20 protein-coding genes are annotated in these 23,347 nt (G+C 44.7%); 4 read left to right on the top strand and 16 right to left on the bottom strand.

What is annotated here, in order from left to right:
* Positions 1-44: 44 nt before the first annotated feature.
* Positions 45-1,019 carry a LuxE/PaaK family acyltransferase gene (locus tag QEP07_RS14650; protein ID WP_285010903.1) on the top strand — a complete coding sequence of 325 codons (975 nt, stop codon included), beginning with the start codon at positions 45-47 and terminating at the stop codon, positions 1,017-1,019.
* Here QEP07_RS14650 and tyrS read toward each other — a convergent pair whose 3' ends face one another.
* Positions 1,020-2,306: a tyrosine--tRNA ligase gene (gene tyrS / locus QEP07_RS14645; protein ID WP_256007303.1), complete on the bottom strand. Its 1,287-nt coding sequence runs from the start codon at positions 2,304-2,306 to the stop codon at positions 1,020-1,022.
* A gap of 74 nt (positions 2,307-2,380) precedes the next feature.
* Here tyrS and QEP07_RS14640 point away from each other — a divergent pair, with 74 nt between their 5' ends.
* From QEP07_RS14640 to dapA, 3 genes are read left to right on the top strand one after another with little or no spacing between them, the layout of a single operon-like run.
* On the top strand, positions 2,381-3,052 hold the full coding sequence (locus tag QEP07_RS14640) for an ACP phosphodiesterase (RefSeq protein ID WP_285010902.1): 672 nt from the start codon (positions 2,381-2,383) through the stop codon (positions 3,050-3,052).
* Positions 3,053-3,071: 19 nt separating this feature from the next.
* On the top strand, positions 3,072-5,102 hold the full coding sequence (ligA, locus tag QEP07_RS14635) for an NAD-dependent DNA ligase LigA (protein ID WP_285010901.1): 2,031 nt from the start codon (positions 3,072-3,074) through the stop codon (positions 5,100-5,102).
* Positions 5,103-5,105: 3 nt separating this feature from the next.
* Entirely contained in the window at positions 5,106-5,996 is an 891-nt protein-coding gene (dapA, locus tag QEP07_RS14630) for a 4-hydroxy-tetrahydrodipicolinate synthase (RefSeq protein WP_285010900.1), read from the top strand.
* 68 nt (positions 5,997-6,064) lie between these two features.
* Here dapA and QEP07_RS14625 read toward each other — a convergent pair whose 3' ends face one another.
* From QEP07_RS14625 to mraZ, 15 genes are all read right to left on the bottom strand, one after another.
* Complete coding sequence (locus QEP07_RS14625) at positions 6,065-6,241, bottom strand: BF3379 family histone-like protein (protein WP_256007299.1); 177 nt, start codon at positions 6,239-6,241, stop codon at positions 6,065-6,067.
* Between the two features lie 173 nt (positions 6,242-6,414).
* Positions 6,415-7,656 carry an aminotransferase class I/II-fold pyridoxal phosphate-dependent enzyme gene (locus QEP07_RS14620; protein ID WP_256007298.1) on the bottom strand — a complete coding sequence of 414 codons (1,242 nt, stop codon included), beginning with the start codon at positions 7,654-7,656 and terminating at the stop codon, positions 6,415-6,417.
* Positions 7,657-7,776: 120 nt separating this feature from the next.
* A complete protein-coding gene (ftsZ, locus tag QEP07_RS14615; protein ID WP_285010899.1) occupies positions 7,777-9,417 on the bottom strand; it encodes a cell division protein FtsZ in 1,641 nt (546 codons plus the stop codon).
* 129 nt (positions 9,418-9,546) lie between these two features.
* A complete protein-coding gene (gene ftsA, locus QEP07_RS14610; RefSeq protein WP_256007296.1) occupies positions 9,547-10,905 on the bottom strand; it encodes a cell division protein FtsA in 1,359 nt (452 codons plus the stop codon).
* A 2-nt stretch (positions 10,906-10,907) separates the two neighbouring features.
* A complete protein-coding gene (locus tag QEP07_RS14605; RefSeq protein ID WP_285010898.1) occupies positions 10,908-11,774 on the bottom strand; it encodes a cell division protein FtsQ/DivIB in 867 nt (288 codons plus the stop codon).
* Positions 11,767-13,119 carry a UDP-N-acetylmuramate--L-alanine ligase gene (gene murC, locus QEP07_RS14600; protein WP_285010897.1) on the bottom strand — a complete coding sequence of 451 codons (1,353 nt, stop codon included), beginning with the start codon at positions 13,117-13,119 and terminating at the stop codon, positions 11,767-11,769. The genes QEP07_RS14605 and murC overlap by 8 nt, the downstream gene beginning before the upstream one ends.
* The gene (murG, locus tag QEP07_RS14595; protein ID WP_285010896.1) at positions 13,110-14,228 is read right to left on the bottom strand and encodes an undecaprenyldiphospho-muramoylpentapeptide beta-N-acetylglucosaminyltransferase; all 1,119 of its coding nucleotides are present in this window, start codon (positions 14,226-14,228) and stop codon (positions 13,110-13,112) included. The genes murC and murG overlap by 10 nt, the downstream gene beginning before the upstream one ends.
* Before the next feature lie 5 nt (positions 14,229-14,233).
* Positions 14,234-15,400 carry an FtsW/RodA/SpoVE family cell cycle protein gene (locus tag QEP07_RS14590; RefSeq protein ID WP_256007292.1) on the bottom strand — a complete coding sequence of 389 codons (1,167 nt, stop codon included), beginning with the start codon at positions 15,398-15,400 and terminating at the stop codon, positions 14,234-14,236.
* 1 nt (position 15,401) lies between these two features.
* On the bottom strand, positions 15,402-16,751 hold the full coding sequence (murD, locus tag QEP07_RS14585; RefSeq protein WP_285010895.1) for a UDP-N-acetylmuramoyl-L-alanine--D-glutamate ligase: 1,350 nt from the start codon (positions 16,749-16,751) through the stop codon (positions 15,402-15,404).
* Positions 16,751-17,998, bottom strand: a complete 1,248-nt coding sequence (gene mraY, locus QEP07_RS14580; protein ID WP_285010894.1) for a phospho-N-acetylmuramoyl-pentapeptide-transferase — start codon at positions 17,996-17,998, stop codon at positions 16,751-16,753. The genes murD and mraY overlap by 1 nt, the downstream gene beginning before the upstream one ends.
* Positions 17,998-19,455 (bottom strand): UDP-N-acetylmuramoyl-L-alanyl-D-glutamate--2,6-diaminopimelate ligase, encoded by a 1,458-nt coding sequence (locus QEP07_RS14575; protein WP_285010893.1) that lies wholly within the window; start codon positions 19,453-19,455, stop codon positions 17,998-18,000. Before QEP07_RS14575 ends, mraY begins: the two co-directional genes overlap by 1 nt.
* A 1-nt stretch (position 19,456) precedes the next feature.
* Positions 19,457-21,559 (bottom strand): penicillin-binding protein, encoded by a 2,103-nt coding sequence (locus tag QEP07_RS14570; RefSeq protein ID WP_285010892.1) that lies wholly within the window; start codon positions 21,557-21,559, stop codon positions 19,457-19,459.
* Positions 21,549-21,956: an FtsL-like putative cell division protein gene (locus tag QEP07_RS14565; protein ID WP_285010891.1), complete on the bottom strand. Its 408-nt coding sequence runs from the start codon at positions 21,954-21,956 to the stop codon at positions 21,549-21,551. Before QEP07_RS14565 ends, QEP07_RS14570 begins: the two co-directional genes overlap by 11 nt.
* Entirely contained in the window at positions 21,953-22,858 is a 906-nt protein-coding gene (rsmH, locus tag QEP07_RS14560) for a 16S rRNA (cytosine(1402)-N(4))-methyltransferase RsmH (protein WP_285010890.1), read from the bottom strand. Before rsmH ends, QEP07_RS14565 begins: the two co-directional genes overlap by 4 nt.
* Positions 22,848-23,321, bottom strand: coding sequence for a division/cell wall cluster transcriptional repressor MraZ (mraZ, locus tag QEP07_RS14555; protein WP_285010889.1), 474 nt, complete (start codon positions 23,319-23,321; stop codon positions 22,848-22,850). Before mraZ ends, rsmH begins: the two co-directional genes overlap by 11 nt.
* Positions 23,322-23,347: the final 26 nt, after the last annotated feature.

Raw genomic sequence — 23,347 nt, 5'->3', positions numbered from 1 at the left:
TTTTTATTCGCTTTCTGTTATGTATTTTTGCCGTTGTGAAAAACATGACGAAGGAAATTTTTTCGATAAAAGATGAAGATGGTTTTGAGGCGATTGCTTTGAAAATTTTTGCCTTTCAGGCCGTGCATTGTGAGGTATACAAAAAGTATTTGTCGGTACTGGGCATTAGCCCGCTTGACGTGCGGCGCTTACATGAAATCCCTTTTCTTCCCATTGGTTTTTTCAAGACTCAGGAGGTGGTCAGTTCGACAGATCCAATAGAAGTGGTATTCAGCAGTTCAGGCACTACCGGCATGATACAGAGCAGGCATTTGGTGACTGATATTTCGGTGTATGAGGAGAGTTTTCTGCGCGCGTTTAAATTGTTTTATGGTGACGTTGAGGAGGTGTGTTTGCTTGCCCTGCTGCCCTCCTATCTGGAGCGCGAGGGTTCTTCGCTGATATATATGGTTGACGCCTTACTTGCCAAAAGCAGGCATACAGACAGTGGATATTTTTTGCATAACCATGATGAGCTATATGAAGTTTTGATAAGGCAGCGACAAGCTGGACAGAAGACTGTGCTGATCGGGGTAACTTATGCACTACTCGACTTCATTGAGCGATTCAAACCTGATTTCCCCGAACTGATTGTCATGGAGACCGGAGGAATGAAAGGTAAAAGAAAAGAAATGGTACGCGAGGAGCTTCACATGGCCTTGTGCAATGGCTTTGGTATTGCGGGGGTGCATAGCGAATATGGGATGACAGAACTGCTTTCGCAGGCATATTCCCCCGGGGCGGGAATTTTCCATTGCCCGCCCTGGATGAAGGTTCTTGCCCGGGACACCAACGATCCGCTGACTTTGCTGGAGGCCGGAAGAACCGGCGGAATCAACATTATTGACCTGGCCAATGTCAATTCCTGTTCGTTCATTGCCACTCAGGATCTCGGCCGCGTGTATGTAGATGGCTCGTTCGAGGTGCTGGGCCGCTTTGACAATGCCGATATCAGGGGCTGTAATCTGCTGGTTGGTTGATTATTCTGCGATCAGCAAATAGTAGTTCTTCTTCCCTTTCTGAACAATGATGAATTTTTCGTTCAACAGATGACCTGTGTTCAGTAAGGCCGAGGGGTCAGTAAGTTTCTCTTTATTAACGGAGACGCCTCCACCCTGAATTAACTTTTTAGCTTCACCTTTAGATGAAAAAACTTTGGACTTTTCGGCGAGTAATGTCGCTGCGTCAAGTCCTTGCTCCAGTTCCCTTTTTGATATAGGGAATTGGGAGATACCCTCGAAAATTTCCATCACCTGCTGTGCGTCCAGTGTCCTGAAGAATTCCAGCGAGCCGTTGCCAAATAAAAACTCTGAGGTCTTGATCGCTGTTTCCAGGGCATCTTCGGAATGGGTCCGGATGGTTATATCTGAGGCCAGCGCCTTTTGCAGAATGCGCAGATGCGGAGCTTCATTATGCTTGGATTCAAGGGTTTCTATCTCTTCTTTTGTTTTGAGGGTAAATATCCTGATCCATGTCTTGGTATCTTCATCGGAAGCGTTTAGCCAGAACTGGTAGAATTTGTAGGGTGAGGTCTTGTTTGCATCAAGCCAAACCGCGCCGCTTTCAGTTTTGCCGAATTTGGTTCCATCGGTTTTCTTGATGAGCTGGGTGGTAAGCGCGTAAGCTGTCCCGGCATCCTTGCGACGGATCAGTTCTGTTCCGGTAACGATATTTCCCCACTGGTCTGAGCCGCCCATTTGTACCAGGCAGTTATGGTTTTTCCACAGGTAGTAAAAGTCGTAGCCCTGTATAAGCTGGTAGCAGAATTCTGTAAATGACAGACCTGAATCACCTTCCAACCGGCGTTTAACACTGTCTTTCGCCATCATATAATTGACGGTAATGTGCTTCCCGATATCCCTGATGAATGTAAAGAGGTTCATATCCTTGAACCAATCAGCATTGTTGATGATTACAGCGCTGTTGGGGGAATCATTAAAGTCAAGAAAACGGGATAACTGCTTTGTTATCGAGTTAAGGTTATGTTCAACCATCTGCTCAGTTTGAAGGTTCCGTTCGGCTGATTTTCCGGACGGGTCGCCCACCATACCTGTAGCCCCCCCTACAAGTGCGTAGGGCTTATGACCGGCCCGCTGAAAATGAATGAGGGTCATGATCTGCGTAAGGTGCCCAACGTGCAGCGCATCTGCAGTAGGATCAAAGCCGATATAACCCGAAGTCATACCTTCATTCAGCTTTTCCTCTGTTCCGGGCATAATATCCTGCAGCATTCCTCTCCAACGGAGTTCTTCAACAAAATTGGTCATGTGATTTACTTTTGCGCAAATATAGGAAAAGCTGTAAAAATGGCTATTTTTAGCTGATCAACTTCCCATTATCTATGAATTTTCTTTCGCATTACTATTTTGAACGGGACAACCCTGACGATAACATGGTGCTGGGCGTGGTCTTGCCCGATCTGATTAAGAATGCGCAGAAGAAAAACCTCTATCTAGACAAATTTCCGGAAGCATTCCTGGATGATGAAAGGCAGATGGCCATTCTAAAGGGCTGGGAACGACATTTGGAGGCTGACCGCATTTTCCATTCTTCTGAGTTTTTTACATTCTATACCAATGAACTAAAACTGCTTACTGCCGCGGCCTGTAAAGGCAGTGTGGTAAAACCATTCTTTCTAGCTCACATCGGCCTGGAGCTTATGCTAGACCATCTGCTGGTAAGTGAAGGGATAGTTACACCGGAACGTTTCTATGAACATTTGGAGTCGGCCGACAGGGAAGCATTGGATATTTTTCTCTTAAGAAGTGGTTTGGATAGTACCGCCCCCTTTTTCTCCTTTTTCGACTCGTTTATTTCAAGCAGGTATTTACTCAGCTACAGGAAACTTGAAAATATTACCTATGCACTGAACCGGATATGTATGCGTCTATGGCCAAATCCTTTCACTGATAGGCAGCAGGAGATGCTGACACAAAAACTGGAGGAGTTTAGGGCCTTCATTTGCAAGGATTATTTCTCAATCTTTAAGACCATGGAAAAGCAGATGCGCTAAATATTGTATCTTCGCACATATGTCAGCATCTGAGGTTAAAAATACAATGGACGCCCTTGTAAGGGAACTGAATCAGCATAATTACAATTATTATGTACTGGCAATGCCAACGATTGCCGATTATGATTTTGACCTGAAGCTCGCTGAACTGGCGCGATTGGAAAAGGAACATCCGGAATTTGCGGATCCGAACTCTCCTACACTTCGGGTGGGTGGTGAGATTACCAAAACTTTCCTCACCGTACCACATAAGTGGCCGATGCTCTCGCTGGGCAACACCTACAGCGAACAGGAGCTTCGTGATTTTGATGAGCGGGTTAGGAAGGCTCTGGGTAGTGATTTTGAGTATGTTTGTGAATTAAAGTTCGATGGCTTATCTATCAGCCTCACTTACGAGAACAGAAGGCTTGTTAGGGCCGTTACGCGAGGTGATGGATCGAAAGGTGATGATGTAACGACTAACGTAAAGACAATCCATACCATTCCGCATCATCTGCATCCGGGAGATACGGTAACTGATGTACCGGATTTGTTTGAGATAAGAGGTGAGATTTTTATGCATCGCGCGGCGTTTGAACGCCTGAACAAAGAACGCGAGGAACTGGGGGAAGTGCGGTATGCGAATCCGCGAAACTTTGCTGCCGGTACGGTTAAGATGCAGGACTCGGGCGAGGTAGCCCGGAGGCCACTCGATTGCTTCCTTTATGCGTTGCACACAGATAAGACGCTTTTCAAAACGCATTTGGAAAGTCTGCAAACCTTGAAAAAATGGGGCTTTCATGTTTCTGAAGATACGAAACTGGCTTCGGGCATTGATGATGTGCTGACATTTGTGAGGTACTGGGAAACAGAACGCTTCAACTTGTCGTACGACATAGACGGGATCGTAATTAAGGTGAATAGCTATGGGCAGCAGGAGGAACTTGGATTTACGGCAAAATCGCCCCGATGGGCCATTTCGTTTAAATATAAGGCTCAGGAGGTGGAGACAATCCTGGAAAAGGTTACTTACCAGGTGGGGCGTACAGGCGCGGTTACACCGGTAGCTAATTTAAAACCTGTCGTTCTTGCGGGTACGACCGTGAAACGGGCGACTTTGCATAATGCAAATGAGATAGACCGGCTGGATTTGCATGAGGGGGACACTGTAGTGGTTGAAAAAGGCGGCGAGATTATTCCGAAGATTACAAACGTAAATCTTGATAAGCGAAAGCCGGATAGTATGCGGATCGTTTATCCTTCGGTATGCCCGCGTTGCGGTACAGCGTTGATCAGAAAGGAAGGTGAAGTGGCATACTACTGTCCTAACGACGAGTGTTGTCCGCCGCAGATTGTTGGTAAGATTCAGCATTTTATAAGTCGGAAGGCTATGAATATTGATGGCTTAGGCGATGAAACTATTGAAACTTTTTATCAAAAGGGATTGGTACGTCACATCAGCGATTTGTATTCGCTTCATCAGAAAGCTGACGAACTGAAGATGCTTGATCGTTTTGGGGAACGTTCTATTGAGAATATGCTCAACGGGATTGAGGCATCGAAGCAAATGCCTTTTGAGAAGGTATTGTTCGGACTGGGCATCCGCTATGTAGGAGAAACGGTGGCGCGAAAACTGGCTGCCGGATTAAGGAATATCGAAAACCTGATCGGTGCCTCCGCTGAGGAGCTTACCGCTGTGGACGAAATCGGACAGCGCATAGCAGAAAGTATCATAGAGTATTTTGGTAAACCAGAGCATGTAGCTCAGGTGGAACTGCTGAAAAGTTATGGCTTGCAGTTTACTGCGACCGAAAGCAAAATTGACCGGCAAAGTGACAAATTAAACGGAAAAACATTTGTAATTTCGGGAGTTTTTGACGGCTACAGCCGCGATGAACTAAAAAATATAATAGAAGCCAACGGGGGTAAGATGCTTAGCGGCATTTCATCTAAATTAGACTATTTGGTTGCTGGTGATAACATGGGACCTTCTAAACTGGAAAAGGCTAAGAAGCTTAATGTACCGCTGATTGCAGTGGTAGATTTAATGGAGATGTTGAATAATAATTAAGAAATGAAAAAATTTCATGGTACTGGTGTAGCGTTAGTTACGCCATTTAACGCAGATGGGTCGGTAGATTATGATGGTTTGAAAAACCTGATCAATTATCTGATCGACGGGAAAGTGGAATACCTGGTGTCTCTTGGCACAACAGGTGAAGCATCAACACTCAATAAGGAAGAAAAGAAAAAGATCTGGGAATTTACAGCGGAAATAAACGGTGGAAGAGTGCCGCTGGTTGCAGGCATTGGCGGAAACGACACCGCAGAAGTGGTACATTGCATACGTAGTTTTAATGCCATTGGATATGACGGTATCCTTTCGGCCAGCCCTTATTACAACAAGCCTACACAGGAAGGTATTTACCAGCACTACAAGGCTGTTAGCGAGGCTACTGAACTTCCGATCATATTGTATAATGTGCCGGGACGGACAGCGAGCAATATGACCGCTGAGACCACATGCAGACTTGCCACAGATTTCTCTAACGTGGTGGCGGTGAAAGAGGCCTCGGGTAATTTTGACCAGTTCAATCAGATTATGAGAGATAAACCTGAGCATTTTATGCTTATTTCGGGGGATGACCCGATCGCGTTGCCTATGATATCTCTTGGCGCTGTGGGTGTTATATCGGTTGTGGGTAATGCTTTACCTGAATCTTTCTCCCGAATGATCCGTTTGTGTCTGGAAGGAAATTATTCGGAAGCCTTACCGATTCATTTGGATCTGATTGATTTTACGAGGATGATATTTGCAGAAGGGAATCCTGCAGGCGTTAAAGCAGCATTGAAGCACTACGGCGTATGTGCCGACCATGTGCGGTTACCACTCGTCAGTGTATCTGAGGGCCTCAGGGCATCGATTGTCGGGCAACTTGCCGACAGACTTAAAGTAGTGGTTTAGAATCACATCAAAAAAACAAGCCTGCAAGAGTTATCATGCAGGCTTGTTTTTTGAATCAATAAAGCGTATTAACCTTTATTTTTTGCTTCCTGAATCTCAAGACGGATGGTTTGAGCAAGGTTCTTAAGATCTTGCATACCCTTGCGCACTCTTGTTCCGGCAGCGCTGTTTGACTTGTTGTAGAACTTATCTACATCTGCCTCTAAAGAAGCAATGAGCTCCTTTACCTCATTAAATTTTTTCATCGTTAACTTACTTTTAGGTTCTTTAAGGTTTTGATTATTACGGTATTACTAATGTAAGCGGTTTGAATCAATAAAAAAATTTTTGCCCCCCGATTTGAATGTAAGCAATCTTGTTTTTTTCCACAATTTGGAAGGTTATAAACATACCGGTCGCTTTTCAGCACATTTAAAAGTTAGGCTACAGAAGGCTGGCTCGTTTTGTAATGTCCTTTCACAAGCTTTTCAGACACTTCGCTAAACGCCTCAAGTGTGCGTTGAACATCTTCAAGGCTGTGAGCCGCTGTAGGGATTAACCTTAGTTCTATAAGCCCCTTAGGAATAACAGGGTACACAACTATTGAACAGAAAATACCGTAGTTTTCGCGTAGATCCATGGTAAGCGCTGTTGCTTCCAGCAGTTCGCCTTTCAGGAAAACCGGAGTTACCATAGTATTTGTTACCCCAAGATCAAAACCTCGCTCACGGAGCCCGTTTTGCAGGGCGAGCGCTACGGTCCACAGTTTTTCGCGCAAGGCCGGATTGTTCTTGAGCAGTTCGAGCCGTTTGAGAAGTCCAATAACCATTGGCATAGGCAATGCTTTTGCGAAGGTCTGCGACCTCATGTTATAACGAAGATAGTTGGTTATATCTTCGGTAGAAGCTACGAATGCACCTATACCGGCCATAGATTTAGCAAAGGTGCCAAAATAAACATCTACGCCTTCAATACAGTCCTGGGCCTCATGAGTGCCCGCTCCGGTCGGCCCCATTGTTCCAAAGCCGTGCGCATCATCAATCAGCAGACGAAACTGAAATTGCTTTTTCAATTCAACCAGTTCCTTCAGCTTCCCCTGTGCTCCTGACATTCCGAAAACGCCTTCGGTAATCACCAGAATTCCTCCTCCAGTTTGTTCAGCTAGCTTTGTAGCGCGCTCCAGCTGTTTACGTGCACTTTCGATATCGTTATGTTTGTACACAAAACGCTTACCCATATGCAAACGTAGTCCGTCGATAATACAGGCGTGAGACTCTGCGTCGTATACAATGACATCGTTACGGTCGACCAGGCTATCGATAATGGATACCATACCCTGATAACCATAATTTAACAGGAAAGCGTCGGGCTTACCTACAAAGGCCGCAAGTTCCTGCTCAAGTTGCTCATGATATTTTGAATTACCTGACATCATCCTTGCTCCCATCGGATATGCCATTCCAAATTCTGCTGCTCCACGCTGATCGGCTTCTCTTACCTCTGGATGATTTGCCAATCCTAAATAGTTATTCAAACTCCATACCAGATGTTCTTTACCGCGAAAATTCATATGTGGTGCAATTTCCCCTTCCAGTTTGGGAAAGGAAAAATATCCATGTGACCACTTTTGATGCTGGCCAATCGGCCCCATATGTTTCGCTATCTTTTCAAATATGTCCAATGTTATATGTTTTTAGTAAGTACGCGCAAATTTACGGTTTATATCATAGATAATCAATCCAAGGAGGACGTCAGAAGCAGCAAGAGTGCCCGTTGAGGCACTCTTGCTATGTAATTTTGATTAGTCTACGTTATCGTGCAAAAAAGAATTATTTGGTCTGATACCTGTAGAACCATCATCTTCGTTGCTTAAAGTGAATCGTGATATCTGTGATTCTGATGAGTGCTGGACTTGCTGCAGCTGCATTTGCTTCCGCTTATAGGCAGGTTCATTCTCCAGTTCTTGCAAACCATTACTTGTGCGTAACTTCATGCTAAGATCTTTAAGTTTTAGAATACGCTCCTTAGACTTCCTCAACTGGTCTTCAATGGACTCATCACTTTTATCATCATCAGGTCCGGCAGATTGCGCTTCCTGCTGGGGCGTCTGTGTTTCGGGCTCGTTGAAGTTTGCCACCGGCGATTCAAAAACGAAATTAGTTTCTGATACTTTAACCTCGAATTCATAGGCTGAATCCTGACCTTCCTGAGTATTGGTGATAATTTCCTCGTCTATTAGCGTATGCCTGACTACATTATTTTCAGGCTCCTGAACGGCTTGCTTATTTGCATTGAACAGATCGCCGAAAAGATCTGACTGCCGGATCTGCTCGTCTTTAACCTTCAGCACCGGCTCCTTATAGGACGATTCCGGCTTCGGTTGTATAAACGTATTAACTGCTTCAACTGGTCTTATAAGAGGAGCCTCCTCCGGTGTAAGTAGAGATATCTTTTTAACGTTCTTCTTATCCTCTTCCCGTTCTTCCTTGGTCTGAAACCCGGTGGCAATAATGGTTACAGACAACTTATCCTCAAGGCTTTCGTCGATACAGTTACCCCAGATCAAATCGGCTGAAAGTCCGGCTTTGTCTTGAATATAATCAGTAATAATTGTCACTTCGTCCATGGTTACCTCGCGCAGCCCGGAACTAATGTTAAGAAGGATGTACCTGGCACCTTCTATTTCATTGTCCTTTAGCAGTGGCGATGCGAGCGCACCCTCTACTGCGCTCAATGCACGGTTCTCTCCTTCGCATGCAAAACTGCCCATAATGGCCACACCGCTTTCTTTCATGACGGTTCTAACATCCTTGAAGTCAACGTTAATATAGCCAGGTACAGTAATGATCTCTGCAATGCCCTTAGCTGCAGTTGTCAAAATATCATCAGCTTGTGCAAATGCAGATCCAAGTGTTAAGTTGCCGAAGATTTCGCGTAAGCGATCGTTAGATATAACGAGGTAAGAGTCTACATATTTTTTAAGTTCCTCCAGCCCGTCATTCGCCTGCATTTTCCGCCTCTTGCCTTCGAATGCAAATGGAGTAGTTATAATGGCAACAGTTAAAATATCCAGCTCCTTAGCTGCTTTAGCGATTATTGGGCTGGCTCCTGTTCCGGTTCCACCGCCCATACCAGCAGTTATAAACAACATCTTTGTTGTATTGCCCAGCATCTGCTTAATATCGTCGATATTTTCAATAGCTGAATTTTTCCCAACCTCAGGTATAGAGCCTGCGCCCATACCCTCCGTTAAGCTAGCCCCCAATTGAACCTTATTTGGGATAGGACTGGACTCCAAAGCTTGAGCATCAGTATTGCAAATTATAAAGTCGACACCCGTAATTCCCTGGCGATACATATGGTTTACCGCATTACCACCACCGCCACCTACACCAATTACTTTGATTATTGATGACTTATCTTTTAACATTTCGAACTGCATATCTCTAAGAATCAGTTGTTTAAAAATTCATGTTGCCTTCTCATCTCAATATGTAATATTAACACTTTTTTAACAGGCGTTTTCCACATCTGTTGGGAATGTGGAAAATTTCTGCTTTGTTGAAAAATATTACGGCTTGATGTAATCTTCGTCGCTAACGTTCATATCGTCTTTGATGAAATCCTTGGTTTTGGCTAGTAACTTATCGAAAAGACCTCCTCCGGAACGCTTTGCTTTCTCTTTATCCTTGGGTCTTTCAACGAATACGCCCGGCTGGTTCATTTCCTCTATCAGCTCTTCTGCCTTCTGGATACCCTTGATCAGCAGGCCAACGCTGGTCGCATACATCGGACTTTTCAGGTCGTCATAAATCGTTTTCGGCATATCTTCATACTTCGACAAATGTTCGTTTGGATAGCCGACTCTGCAGTCAAGTCCGGTAACATATTCTACAAGCTGCGAGAGATGCTTCAATAAGGCACCTCCACCAGTGATAACAACACCGCCGATAAGTTTCTTCTCATAACCCGACGACTTTATTTCATAGTATACATGCTCTATGATTTCTTCCATCCTGGCCTGAATTACATAGGCCAGGTTCTTCACGGATATTTCCTTTGGTTCTCTTCCTCTCAGCCCCGGCACACAGATGATCTCGTTTTCTTTGTTTTCTTCAGCCAGAGCCGAACCAAACCGTGTTTTAAGCAGTTCAGCCTGGTTACGCATGACGGAGCAACCTTCCCTGATATCTTCTGTTACGCTGTTTCCGCCGAAAGGTATTACCGCTGTGTGTCTAATAATGCCTTCATGGAATATGGCAATATCCGTAGTACCGCCGCCGATATCGACCAGCGCTACACCCGCTTCTTTCTCTTCGTCGCTCAACACCGACTCTGAAGACGCTAGTGGCTCCAGGATTAACTCCTGGGTTTGCAAGCCGGCGTTGGTAACGCAGCGCATGATGTTCTTAACCGCTGTTACCTGGCCAGATATAATATGAAAGTTAGCTTCTAACCGGACTCCGGCCATACCGATAGGGTCTTTGATACCGGGCTCATTGTCTATAGTGAACTCCTGAGGAAGAACATGGATGATCTCCTCTCCAGGAGGCATCACTAACTTAAACATATCATCAATGAGTTTATCGATATCTTTTTTAGCTATCTCATTATTAAGTTCCCTTCTTGTTAGAATACCTCTATGCTGGAGACTTTTGATGTGCTGACCTGCAATGCCAACGTTCACAACGCGTATCTCAACATTTGACTGTGCGCTTGCAAGTTCAACCGCTTGTGATATACCCTGCACTGTCTTTTGTATGTTAGACACTACGCCGCGGGTAACACCGGCAGATTCTGCTTTACCTATACCCAACACTTCAATTTTGCCGTGCTGCGTTCTGCGCCCTACGATCACGCAGATTTTGGTAGTACCGATATCCAATCCTACTACAATTGGAGACTGAGTGGTTAATTTTTCTTTGCCCATGATTATATCGATTTGTTGAGTTGATTATTTATTGTTTCCTTAGGTATTTGTTTTTTTATTGTATCTACTGAGTTAGTAAGCTGCGTCGAATCTATTTTGTTCAACTCGCAGACGACCTGGTTTGTGTACTTAATATTGATTGTTCTGTAAGTATTCCATCCAAGCTTAGGCATAACCTGTTTATAGAATTCAAGCAAATTATTCATCTTCACATCCAGTGAATCGGCACTGCCTAGTACAATCTTTTGATTGCCGACCCTGGGTATTAGCAAAATATCTTCTTTATCGTTTACGAACATCTGCTCAATTTGTGCGTCCCATAACGAATCCTGCTTAACATATAAGGCAACCTTAAACAGATCTTTAGCTTTCTTCGTGATCAGTGTGTCTACCTTTCCGGAAAAATGCTCCAGAATTTTTCCGTTAACAGCTAAGACATTGGCTGTAAAATTAGGGGATACAGGAATCTTTAGTCCGGTTCTTTCGATATAAAATTCCTGATCTCCAGAGTTAACCACACGTAGTACCGGTTCGCGCTGCTCGAGCGCTATGTTGATAACACCGTTCATATCGGCATATACTTTTGCAAATGCGATATAGGGGTTGTCCTTTATACTCTGCTCAAGGTCCTGAAGATTTATTTCTTTCAGTTTGCGCCCTACCAATACTCCCTGGCTCCTTGCTAATATGGCGTCAATCTCCTCACGCTCAATAAAATTGTCGGCCCCAGGGATTCTAATATTGATGTTTTGACAGATGATGTCTTTCTTTTTTACGTCAATAAAGCTCATGAGCACGACTATTCCCGCGAGACTGCCCGTCCACGCAAAAATTTTAAATACCCTGGTCCAGTTGATCCGCTTAAGCATATGATAGAATATTTTTCAATGGTTCAACTAAAGTATCAATGTCTCCAGCGCCCACGGTAACCAGTAACTCGGGGCTTTCACGGGCGATAAGCTCCAGGACATCATTCTTGCCGACCAGTGATTTTGCTTGCATTTCCACCTTTTCAAGAAGAAAATTCGCATCGACACCGGTTATAGGTATTTCCCTTGCGGGATAGATTTCCAATAATATTAGTTCGTCGACCGTGCCCAGCACAGTCGCAAACTCCTCTGCAAAATCACGGGTACGACTGAAAAGATGGGGTTGAAAAATCACCGTTAGCTTCTTATCGGGATATAATTGCCTAACGGCGCTAAAACAGGCTTTCAATTCTTCGGGATGATGAGCATAATCATCTATATATATGTGGTGAGACGTTTTGACTACATATTCGAACCGGCGTTTGACCCCCTTGAACGTCTCGATTGACGTTTTAATTTTCTCAGGTGATACCTCTAAGGCTCTTGCAACCGCTATGGCTGCCACGGCATTTTCAATATTATGTACACCGGGCAACATCATTTTTATATTTGAAATAGTTATATCGCCGTCTATATAGTCGAACACAAAACTGCCACCCTCAACCCGTATGTTGGTCGCTTTGATGGCTGATTCTGATGTTGCACTATATGTTGTTCCGGAAACCGGCAAGCCAATCTTTACGAATAATTTGCCGTTCTTTTTGAGTTGTCCGGCAAACATCCTGAACGACTCATGCAATTGTGTTTGATCGCCATAGATATCTAAGTGATCCGCATCCATTGATGTGATGACTGCGATGTTTGGGTGAAGCGTTAAAAATGACCTGTCATATTCGTCCGCTTCCACAACAACCAGCTCATTATGCCCGATAAGGAAATTTGTGTTATAATTTGAACTGATTCCTCCAAGAAAAGCTGTGCAACCTACACCGCTGTGGGTAAGAAGATGCGCAATGATTGATGATGTGGTCGTTTTTCCATGGGTACCAGCAACAGCAATGCAAAACTGACCTTTACTGATCATCCCAAGAACTTCAGACCTCTTTTTAAGATTGTAGGCTCTATCCTGAAAAAAATTAAGGATCGACAGATCTTTGGGTACGGCGGGCGTATAGATTACCAGGGCACCTGCCTTACTGACAATAAACTGTTCAGGCAGTGATTCAGGATTGTCACTATGAGATACATGAATTCCTTCGTGCTCCAAAGCCTTCGTTAGCGCAGTCGGCGTCTTATCATATCCGGCAACAATTACTCCTCTGCGAGAGAAATATCGTGCGAGCGCACTCATGCCTATACCTCCGATACCAACCAGATATACAATTTTAACATCCCCTAATTCCATGTCTCCTCCTTTCGGGCCAGTTTCATCACCTCCGTTGCGATTAGATCATCTGCAACGGGCAGAGCCAGGGATGCGATCTGATCAGAATACGATTTCATCCTGTCGTTGTCTTTAAGTAATGTGATCGCCTCTTCGATCAACATTTCTTCAGCAGCATTGTCGGTAACAAGCAATGCCGCGTTATTTTTTACTAATGCGAGTGCATTCTTTGTCTGGTGATCTTCCGCTACGTTGGGTGAAGGCACTAAGATAACCGGCTTGCCTATCAGGCAAAGTTCAGCAATTGTACCAGCACCAGCGCGGGAGATAATGAGATCTGCCAGTGCATAGGCCATATCCATATGCGTAAGAAACTCCAGAATGCGAACGTTCGGATGATAGTTGTCGCCCAAACGGGATATTATTGTGCCATAGTAGGCCTTGCCTGTCTGCCATATCACCTGAATGTCGTTTTCGATGAGTTGAGACAAATGCTTCTCTACACTTCTGTTTAGAGTCCCGGCGCCGAGGCTTCCACCAATAACCAAAATAGTCTTTTTGGTAGTGCTAAGACCAAACCATTCGGCGCCTAAAGGTTTTTTGCCCTTGATCTCAACAACATCTTTCCTGACAGGATTTCCGGTTTTGATGATGTCGCGGCCCGGGAAAAACTGATCCATCTGGTCAAAGGCCACACATATTTTTGATGCTTTCCGACCGAGCCATTTATTGGTGATTCCTGCGTAAGAGTTTTGCTCCTGAATGAGATAAGGAATGCGTCTCAAAGAGGCAGCAAAAAGAACAGGACCCGAAGCGTAACCGCCTACCCCCACCACAACGTCCGGTTTAAATTCTTTAATAATCTGGAGTGCTTTCCTGACGCTCCGGACCAGCACCATTGGAAGACCCAGGTTTCCTATGACAGAGCCTCGCTGGATTCCTCTGATATCGAGTCCGACGATGTTATAACCAGCCGAAGGTACTTTCTCCATCTCCATGCGACCTGTGGCACCCACGAATAATATTTCGCACGCCGGCTCCATACGTCGAAGCGCATTTGCGATCGATATAGCCGGAAAAATGTGTCCGCCTGTTCCTCCTCCCGAAATAATTATTCTTGTACTGCTCATTATTTTTATGCCATTGCTGGTATTTCTCCGACAATCACTTTTTTACTATTATACTCTTCAACGTCTTTGCTTACGCTCAAAATTATTCCAAAGGCGATACTGGTGAACAGCAAGGACGTTCCACCCATACTAACCAGCGGTAAAGGGACGCCCGTTACGGGACCTAATCCTACGGCCACTGCCATATTCGCAAAGGCCTGAATTGTTAGGCTAAAGCCAAGTCCGGCTGCCAAAAGTGCGCCAAAAGCTTTCGGGGCCTTAGTTACGATCTTGATGCAGCGATAGAGCAGGACGAGATACAGCGACATCACCAACACACCACCTGCGGTGCCATACTCCTCTATAATCATTGCAAATACGAAATCCGAATACGGATGCGGCAAAAAGTTTTTTTCTATACTATTACCCGGACCCTTTCCAAGTAATCCGCCAGATGCCAGGGCTATTTTGGAATGGTCGGACTGGAAAGTCTTATCTGAGTTTTGAAGTTCAGGATGCAAATACGTATTGATACGGGATTTATAAACCTCCTTACGCGGACCTAAAAAGGCAACAAATAAAAGCAATACGAATCCTCCGGCACACACGATCATGATTTGCTTTATACTGATCCTGCCAATGATAAGCAGCAGTATACTCACTCCAAAAAGCATGAGGGCGGTTGATAAGTTTGCCCAGGCTATGAGCACGAATACCACACATACCGATCCCATGATAGGTACAAATGCACGTTTTACATCTTTAATATTTTCCTGCTTTTTTGTTAACATTCTGGCTAAGAATGTAATCAAAGCGAGTTTTGCTAGATCGGACGTCTGAAATGTAAGGCCGATTACAGGGATTTTTACCCAGCGGGAAGCTTCGTTATAGTTTGCACCGAATATCAGCGTATATACCAAAAGAGGAATGGTAACAATCATCAGTATCTTGGATATCCCGGCGTAATACCTGTAGTCGAGCAGGTGTGCGATGTAGATCATCGCAATCCCAATAATCACAAAGATGACGTGTTTGGTGAGCAGCAGCTTTTCTACACCTACCCCGCGCTTGTAAGCCAGCGTACTGGTTGAACTGTATACAATCATCACCGATATGATGGATAGCATGATGATGATCAACCAGATCCACCGGTCGCCTTTTGTTTTGTCCAGAAGTGTGTTTACCGCAATCATACTATAACTCTTTAACAGCCGCTTTAAACTGGTCGCCCCGATCTTCATAGTTCTTGAAAAGATCAAAGCTGGCGCAAGCAGGGGACAATAGCACTGTATCACCTTTTTTTGCCAGATGGTAGGCAACCTGAACGGCTTCATGTGCCGAGAAAGTGTTTACAATAACGTCTACATCGTCTTCAAATGCTTCGTGGATCCGCTTGTTGTCTTTACCCAAGCAAACGATAGCTTTCACCTTCTGCTGAACCATATCTTTAAGCATGCTGTAATCGTTGCCTTTATCTACCCCTCCCATGATCAATATCACGTCTGAGCTCACGCTTTCCAGAGCATACCATGTGGAATTGACATTGGTAGCCTTAGAATCATTTATATAATCGACCCCAGAGATGCGCGCTACATGCTCGAGCCTATGCGCAATATTTTTAAAATCGCCCATACTCTCGCGGATGGTAGAATTTCTGATGTCCAATACTTTAGCTACGATTCCGGAAGCCATTGAATTATAAAGATTATGCTTGCCCTGCAGAGCCAACTCACTGATAGACATGGTAAATTTGTTGTTTTGGTTCGGGTTTATATTGATTTGGATGCTTTCCTGTTTTACGAAGCCACCCAGCGGCAATTCCTGGTTGAGCGAAAAAGCGTACTTACGGGCGTTGATCTGCATAGTATCCATTACGCGCAGTGTCTCCACATCGTCGGCACAATAGACAAATACATCTTCTGATCCTTGATTTTGTGTGATGCGCATTTTAGATTTGGCATAGTTTTCAAGCTTATAGTCGTACCTGTCAAGATGATCTGGGGTAATATTTAGCAGAACAGCTATATCGGCTTTAAAATGATACATGTCATCCAGCATGAAACTGGAAAGCTCGAGCACGTACCAGTCAAAGGAACTAGTGGCGACCATTTCAGCGAAACTGTTTCCGATATTGCCTGCCAGACCCACGTTTAAGCCCGCCCGCCTTAAAATATGGTAAATCAGCATTGTAGTGGTTGTTTTACCATTAGAACCGGTAATACATACCGTTTTTGCTGATGTAAAGCGCTTGGCAAATTCGATCTCGGATATTATCGGTATCCCTGCCTCCTGCAAAGATTTGATCAACGCAGTGCTGCCAGGGATGCCAGGACTTTTTATAACTTCGGCGGCTGACATTATCTTTTCGTAGGTGTGACCAAGTTCCTCGAAAGAAATATTCAGTTGGCGAAGCTTTGCCTGATATCTTTCCTGTATATGGCCAGAGTCTGACAGAAATACCTCGTAGCCCTTCTGTTGCGCAAGCATTGCCGCACCTACCCCACTTTCTCCCCCACCCAAAATGACGACTAGTTGCTTTTCCATTATCTTAATTTTAGAGTTATTATGGTAATGATGGCCAGCAATATTCCAATAATCCAAAATCTGGTAACGATTTTAGCTTCGTGATAGCCCTTTTTCTGGTAGTGGTGATGCAAGGGTGACATGAGAAAAATACGTCTGCCTTCGCCAAAGCGCTTGCGGGTATACTTAAAATAGCTCACCTGAATAATTACGGAAAGGTTTTCTATCAGGAAGATCCCACATAAGGTTGGAATGAGAAGTTCCTTTCTAATCATTATGGCAAAGGCTGCTATGATGCCCCCAATGGCCAAACTACCTGTATCGCCCATGAACACCTGTGCGGGGTAGGAGTTATACCACAGAAAGCCTACGCATGCTCCGACAAAAGCCCCGGCGAATATCATTAACTCACCAGAGTTAGGGATATACATAATGTTCAGATAATCCGCGATAACGGTATTACCAGAGACATATGCCAGTAGCCCCAGAGTTACGCCAATAATTGCGGACGTACCGGTGGCGAGCCCGTCAATGCCATCGGTAATGTTGGCTCCATTGGAGACCGCAGTTACGATAACGACTACAAATAGCAGAAATATGAACACCGCGTATTTTTCATATCCGGGGCCCAGGAATTTAAGCACTTTTGCATAGTCGAATTCGTTATTCTTATAGAAAGGTACGTTAGTAAGGGTCGATTTTACGTCTTGAGTGTAATAGAAGCTCTCGCCCTTCTGTCTTAACACCATTGGAGCTGATGCCTTCGAAGCACTGTTTTCGTCTACCGTTTGTCTTACCACGATATTTGGGTGAAAATACATCGTCCACCCTATGATAAGGGCCAGACCCACCTGGCCTACGATCTTAAACCGGCCCGCTAGACCCTCTTTGTTCTTTCTGAAAACCTTTATATAGTCGTCCACAAATCCGATTATTCCCATCCATACGGTTGTGACAACCATCAGGAGCACATAGACATTGGTTAGATTTGCAAGGAGCAAGGTAGGAACCAGGATACCCAAATGTATCATAATACCTCCCATAGTCGGTGTACCTTGCTTCTGCATCTGGCCTTCCAGCCCTAAATTCCGAACGGGTTCTCCGACCTGCATTTTCTGAAGGTAGCGGATTATCCTGCTTCCGTATACCGTCGTAATAATAAGCGACAAAATAATAGCCAGAGACGTGCGGAAGGTTATGTATTGGAACAACCTCAACCCTGGAAAGTCATAATGCTGGTTCAGATACTCAAATAGATGATATAACATTAACTCGTCAGATTAAATTGTTCCATTAATATCTCTTTATCGTCAAAGTGGTGCTTTACCCCCTTGATCTCCTGGTATTTCTCGTGACCCTTACCTGCCAATAAAATGATATCACCGGCTTTGGCAATATGACAAGCCGTTCTTATTGCTTCCCGGCGATCTGAAATGGTCAGGACCTTACGCTTATTGGTAGGAGACACACCTTGCTCCATGTCGTTTAATATAGCCAGCGGATCTTCAGTACGGGGATTATCGGATGTTAGGATAACCTTGTCACTCCAGTCGCAAGCCACCTGAGCCATAAGAGGACGCTTGAGCTTGTCCCTGTCTCCTCCGCAGCCCACCACGGTTATAACCTGCTCGGTACCCTTGCGTATGTCTTGTATAGTATTAAGCACGTTTTGCAGCGCATCCGGAGTATGTGCATAGTCGACAATTGCCATGACGTTTTCTGCAGATACAATATGATCAAACCTGCCTTCGGCGCCGTCCAGACTGCTCAATGTCGTTAATACTGACAATTCATCCTGACCTAGGGAAACCGCTGCACCGTATACGGCTAGTAAATTATAGGCATTAAAGGATCCTATTAACTTGAAAAAAACTTCCCTACCTGCAACTTCAAGATGGAGCCCTTTGAAACCGTTTTCAAGGACACGGGCATTGAAGTCAGCAAGCTGCTTGAGCGAATAGGTCTTTTTAGCCGCCTGTGTGTTTTGCAACATAACCATACCGTTCTTGTCATCAATATTTGTAAGTGCAAAGGCGCTTTTGGGCAAGACATCAAAGAAACCTTTTTTTGCCCTGATATAGTTGTCGAAGGTTCCGTGAAAATCGAGATGGTCGTGGGTGATATTGGTAAAAACACCTCCGGCGAAAACGAGTCCTTTGATCCTTTTTTGAACTACGGCATGCGAACTCACTTCCATGAAGCAATAGGTACACCCAGCATTCACCATCAGTTGAAGAAGCCGATTTAAAGACAAGGGATCTGGCGTCGTATGCGTGGACGGAAATACTTCTGCCCCGATCTGATTTTGAACCGTGGAAATTAGTCCTGCTTTATAACCCAACCGCTGGAACAACCTAAAAAGCAAGGTTGCTATGGTTGTTTTCCCGTTGGTACCTGTAATACCCAACAGCTGCAGTTTGGCAGAAGGATGGTTATAGAAGTTGGCCGCCATGACACCTAATGCGTCCGCACTGTCGGCGACCTGTATGTAAGTTACTTCCGCCAAAACAACCGGTGGAAAATGTTCACACACAACAACAGATGCACCATGATCCACAGCAGAAGTAATATGATCGTGCCCGTCGGTTTGCGTACCTTTAACAGCGATAAATGCTGCACCAGACTTCGCTTTGCGCGAATCAAAGGTTAGCTCAGTTATGACGACATCAACCCTGCCCTTCACCGCTAGTGTTGCTACCCCATATAAAACGTCCTGTAGTTGCATGCTATCGTAATTCTAATTTTACCAAGAGACCTTTGCCAATTCTTACGCCCGCGGGAATTGATTGGCTTATGACCTGACCATGTCCGCGAACCTTAGTTTTCAACCCGGCATTCCCCAATACATAGAGCGCATCACGCAGTCCCATACCGTTCACATCGGGCATAATATCCTTAGCATTGTTGAGTTCCTGATAACCTGCACCACTATTTGCGTCGCTCACACTCCTGTAATTGGAAGCTGATGCATGAAACGATGTTATGCCAAAAGCATGGTATACTTTCCGGACAACCTTGTTAGACCCTGCCTTAGCCCTCGGCGCATTATCGTTACCAACAACATACTGCGGAATGTCATTATACATCTCCATATCACTTGCATAGATTCGGTCAGCTATCTCCTTGAACACGGGACCCGCTACGGTTGCGCCGTAGTATCCGTTTTTTGGGCCGTTGATTGCCACCATAATCGAATACTTAGGCTTATCTGCAGGAAAATAACCACAGAAGGAAGCTTGGTAACTCCGTTTAGCCTTATATCCTTTATTGGCATCGGCAACCTGGGCTGTACCCGTTTTACCGGCTACCCGGTAGTACGGCGAACCCATCAACTTTCCTGTTCCCTCCTTTACAACACCTTCAAGCATCGCCTGCAGTTTCTTGACCGTCTCAGGCGAACAAACCTGATCATGGATCACCCGCGCTTCAAATCGTTCTATCGGATTCCCCAGACGCCGTATTTCCCGTACAAAAATTGGTGCGATATACTTCCCGTTGTTTGCTATGGCGTTATAAAAAGCAAGCATCTGCAAGGGTGTGATCTGCATTTCATAACCATAGGCCATCTGAGGCAGGGTCATATTTTTATTCCAGCTTTTGAACTCAGGATTTTTTATAACGGGTTGCGCTTCACCAGGTATTTGTAATCTTAGCTTTTCATTCATGTGTATACGATACAAATGATCTGTAAATGCTGATGGGTTATCCTTATAATGTATGTTGACCAATTTAGCGATTGCCGTATTTGCCGATTCTTCAAATGCCTTCTTTACCGTCACCGTACCGATGCCACCATGAGAATCTTTTATGGTATGACCGGGGATGCGGTAAAACCCATCTCCCGTTTCAACTAAGGTGTTGGTATCAATTTTCCTATCTTCAAGCAGCGCCATGTAAGAAGCCAACTTGAAGGTGGAACCCGGATCCTGCCGGCCTCCGATCGCGTAATTAAACTGTTCCGAATACACGCCCTCTGCTACCCTGGTGTAATTAGCTACCGCGCGGACTTCTCCAGACGAAACTTCCATCACAATCACAGTTCCATGGTCAGCGTCACTTACTTTCAGTTGTCTTTCCAGCGCGCTCTGTGCGAGGTCCTGAACATTAATATCAATTGTAGATATAATATCAGCACCCTCTTTCGGGGCAACTTCCGCTTCCTCATTGACAGGCATCCACACGCCTCCAGCCAAACGCTGCACTAACCTCTTTCCCGATTCCCCATTGATGTACTCGCCATACGCACCCTCCAGACCAACGCCGTTACTTACGTTTTCATTTTTATAACCAATAGTACGTGCAGCGAGATATTTAAAGGGCCTTATTCGTTTGTTTTGCTGAACTGCAATAAGTCCGCCGGTATATTTACCTACATTGAACAGAGGAAATGTTCGCACTGTCTTAAGATCCTGATATCCTACTTTTCGTTTTATGAGAAGATACCTAGCGCTATCGCGTCTCGCCGATCTCAGATAGCGAGAGTATTCCTTGGCGCTTTTATCACCGAAAAACGATGACAATTTAATCGCCAATGAATCGACTTTTTCTTCAAAAATGTCGTTATCAGCTATACCACCAGCATATGTATCCATTCTAAGTTCATACTCAGGGATTGAGGTAGCCAGCAGACTTCCGTCGACAGAGTAGATATTGCCTCTCGCAGCTTCGACATTTACATATTTTGTAGACAGACTATCCGCCATAGCCCGCCACCTCTCGCCCTCAACGTACTGGACATCAAACAGCTTAACTAAGACCGCTACTGCGAACAGCACAATCAAGCCGAAAGCAAGATACACCCGTAATAATATATTGGCCCTAATGCTCATTCTTGTGGATAACTATTTTCTTTGGAGGCTCCGTTAATACTTTAATACCGAGGGTATCTACCTTTTTTGCAACTTCGGTGAGCTTACTCTTAAACATCAAGTCAGCCTTCAATGACTTGTATTCCCAGCTAAGTTCTTTGACTTCTTTATTTAACCGGTCGATATCACGAATATTCCCAATCGCCATGTGACTGTTTGCGATATACAGCATTCCAAGCACGGAAAGAAAGATCAGAAAAGGAAGCAATTTAGTTGCAGCCTCTTTACTGATAACACCATCAGCGAAGAGTTTCCTGACGAAAGAACTATCTGATTCGGGAACGATTTTCATCCGAATATCCAGCGCATCGTCAGCCTCCTCATTCAGCCGAGGGCTTTTCACAAACTCGTTATTCATAGCCTACCTCCTATCCTTAATTTAGCACTTCTTGCACGGCTGTTTTTAGCGAGCTCATCGGCCCCTGCAACAACAGCCTTTCTCGTAATCACCTCAAAGGGCTTTTGCTGATTTCCATAAAAATCTTTATCAACTTCTCCTTTGAATTTCCCTTTTGAGAGAAAATTTTTTACTGGCCGGTCTTCAAGTGAATGGTACGATATGACTACCAAACGGCCGCCAGGCTTCAAAACCTCAGCACTTTGCAAAAGAAACTGCTCAAGCACATGCATTTCTTGATTTACTTCAATACGTAAGGCCTGAAAAACCTGGGCGAGATATTTATTTTCCCTGCCGCGCGGAATCAGACCTGAAGCGAGGCTCTTGAAATCAGAGAGTGTGGTAATTGGTCGCTCCAGTCTGGCCGTAACCACCGCCTTGGCTAAAGATCTCGCGTTCTTTATCTCTCCATAGACACCAAATATCTTGTGAAGCAGATCTTCCGCATAGGTATTCAATATGGAAGCAGCAGTGAGATCACCCTGTTTATCCATGCGCATATTCAGCTCGGCGTCGTATCTCGTGGAAAATCCCCTGTCAGCTTCGTTGAACTGATGCGATGATACACCGAGATCAGCTAGAATACCATCTACTTTAGCGATACCGAGCAAACGTAAGTTATTTTTTAAGAAAGCAAAATTCTGATCCACAAACTTAAACCGCGAATCTTTAATGATATTTCGCTGAGCGTCGGGATCCTGATCGAAAGCCACCAGCACGCCTTTATCCCCCAAAGCCTTCAAAATTTCCCTTGAATGCCCACCACCACCAAAAGTAACGTCGACATATACACCATCTGGCTTGATCGCGAGACCTTCCACCGCTTCTTTTAACAATACAGGCGTATGATAGCTATATTCCATCGTCCCTCCTGTTCTTATCGCCCATTACATCCGCGGCAAGTGCAGCAAAATCAGCTGGATCTTTATCAAACAAAGCCTCGTATGCTTTCTTTGACCATACCTCGATCTTGTCGATCTGACACGCAAGAACCAAATCTGTACTGACATCTACACCTACAGATTCAAGAAGCGTTTTAGGCAAATTTACCCGCCCTGCAGCATCGAGTGTTAATTCTGTAGCACCTCTGGTAAACAAACGAATAAACTCCCGGGTCTTGGGTTCGTAGGGATTAAGTTTACTCAGATCAGCAACCACAGCTTCCCATACTTTTTTGGGATAGATAACCAGATGCTTTTCAAACCCCCTGTTTATTACGAGACCCTCTTGTTCCACATCAGGCAATTGTTTCCTCAGACTCGAAGGCACCATCAAGCGTCCTTTCGCATCTAATTTGCAATCAAATTCCCCTAACAATTGAAACATAATGAATAGTGCACCTTTATGTAGTG

It is taken from the genome of Pedobacter faecalis (assembly GCF_030182585.1).
GTDB lineage: Bacteria > Bacteroidota > Bacteroidia > Sphingobacteriales > Sphingobacteriaceae > Pedobacter > Pedobacter faecalis.
Note: the sequence above shows the minus strand (reverse complement) of the source record. Positions and strands in the feature narration are given on the sequence as shown.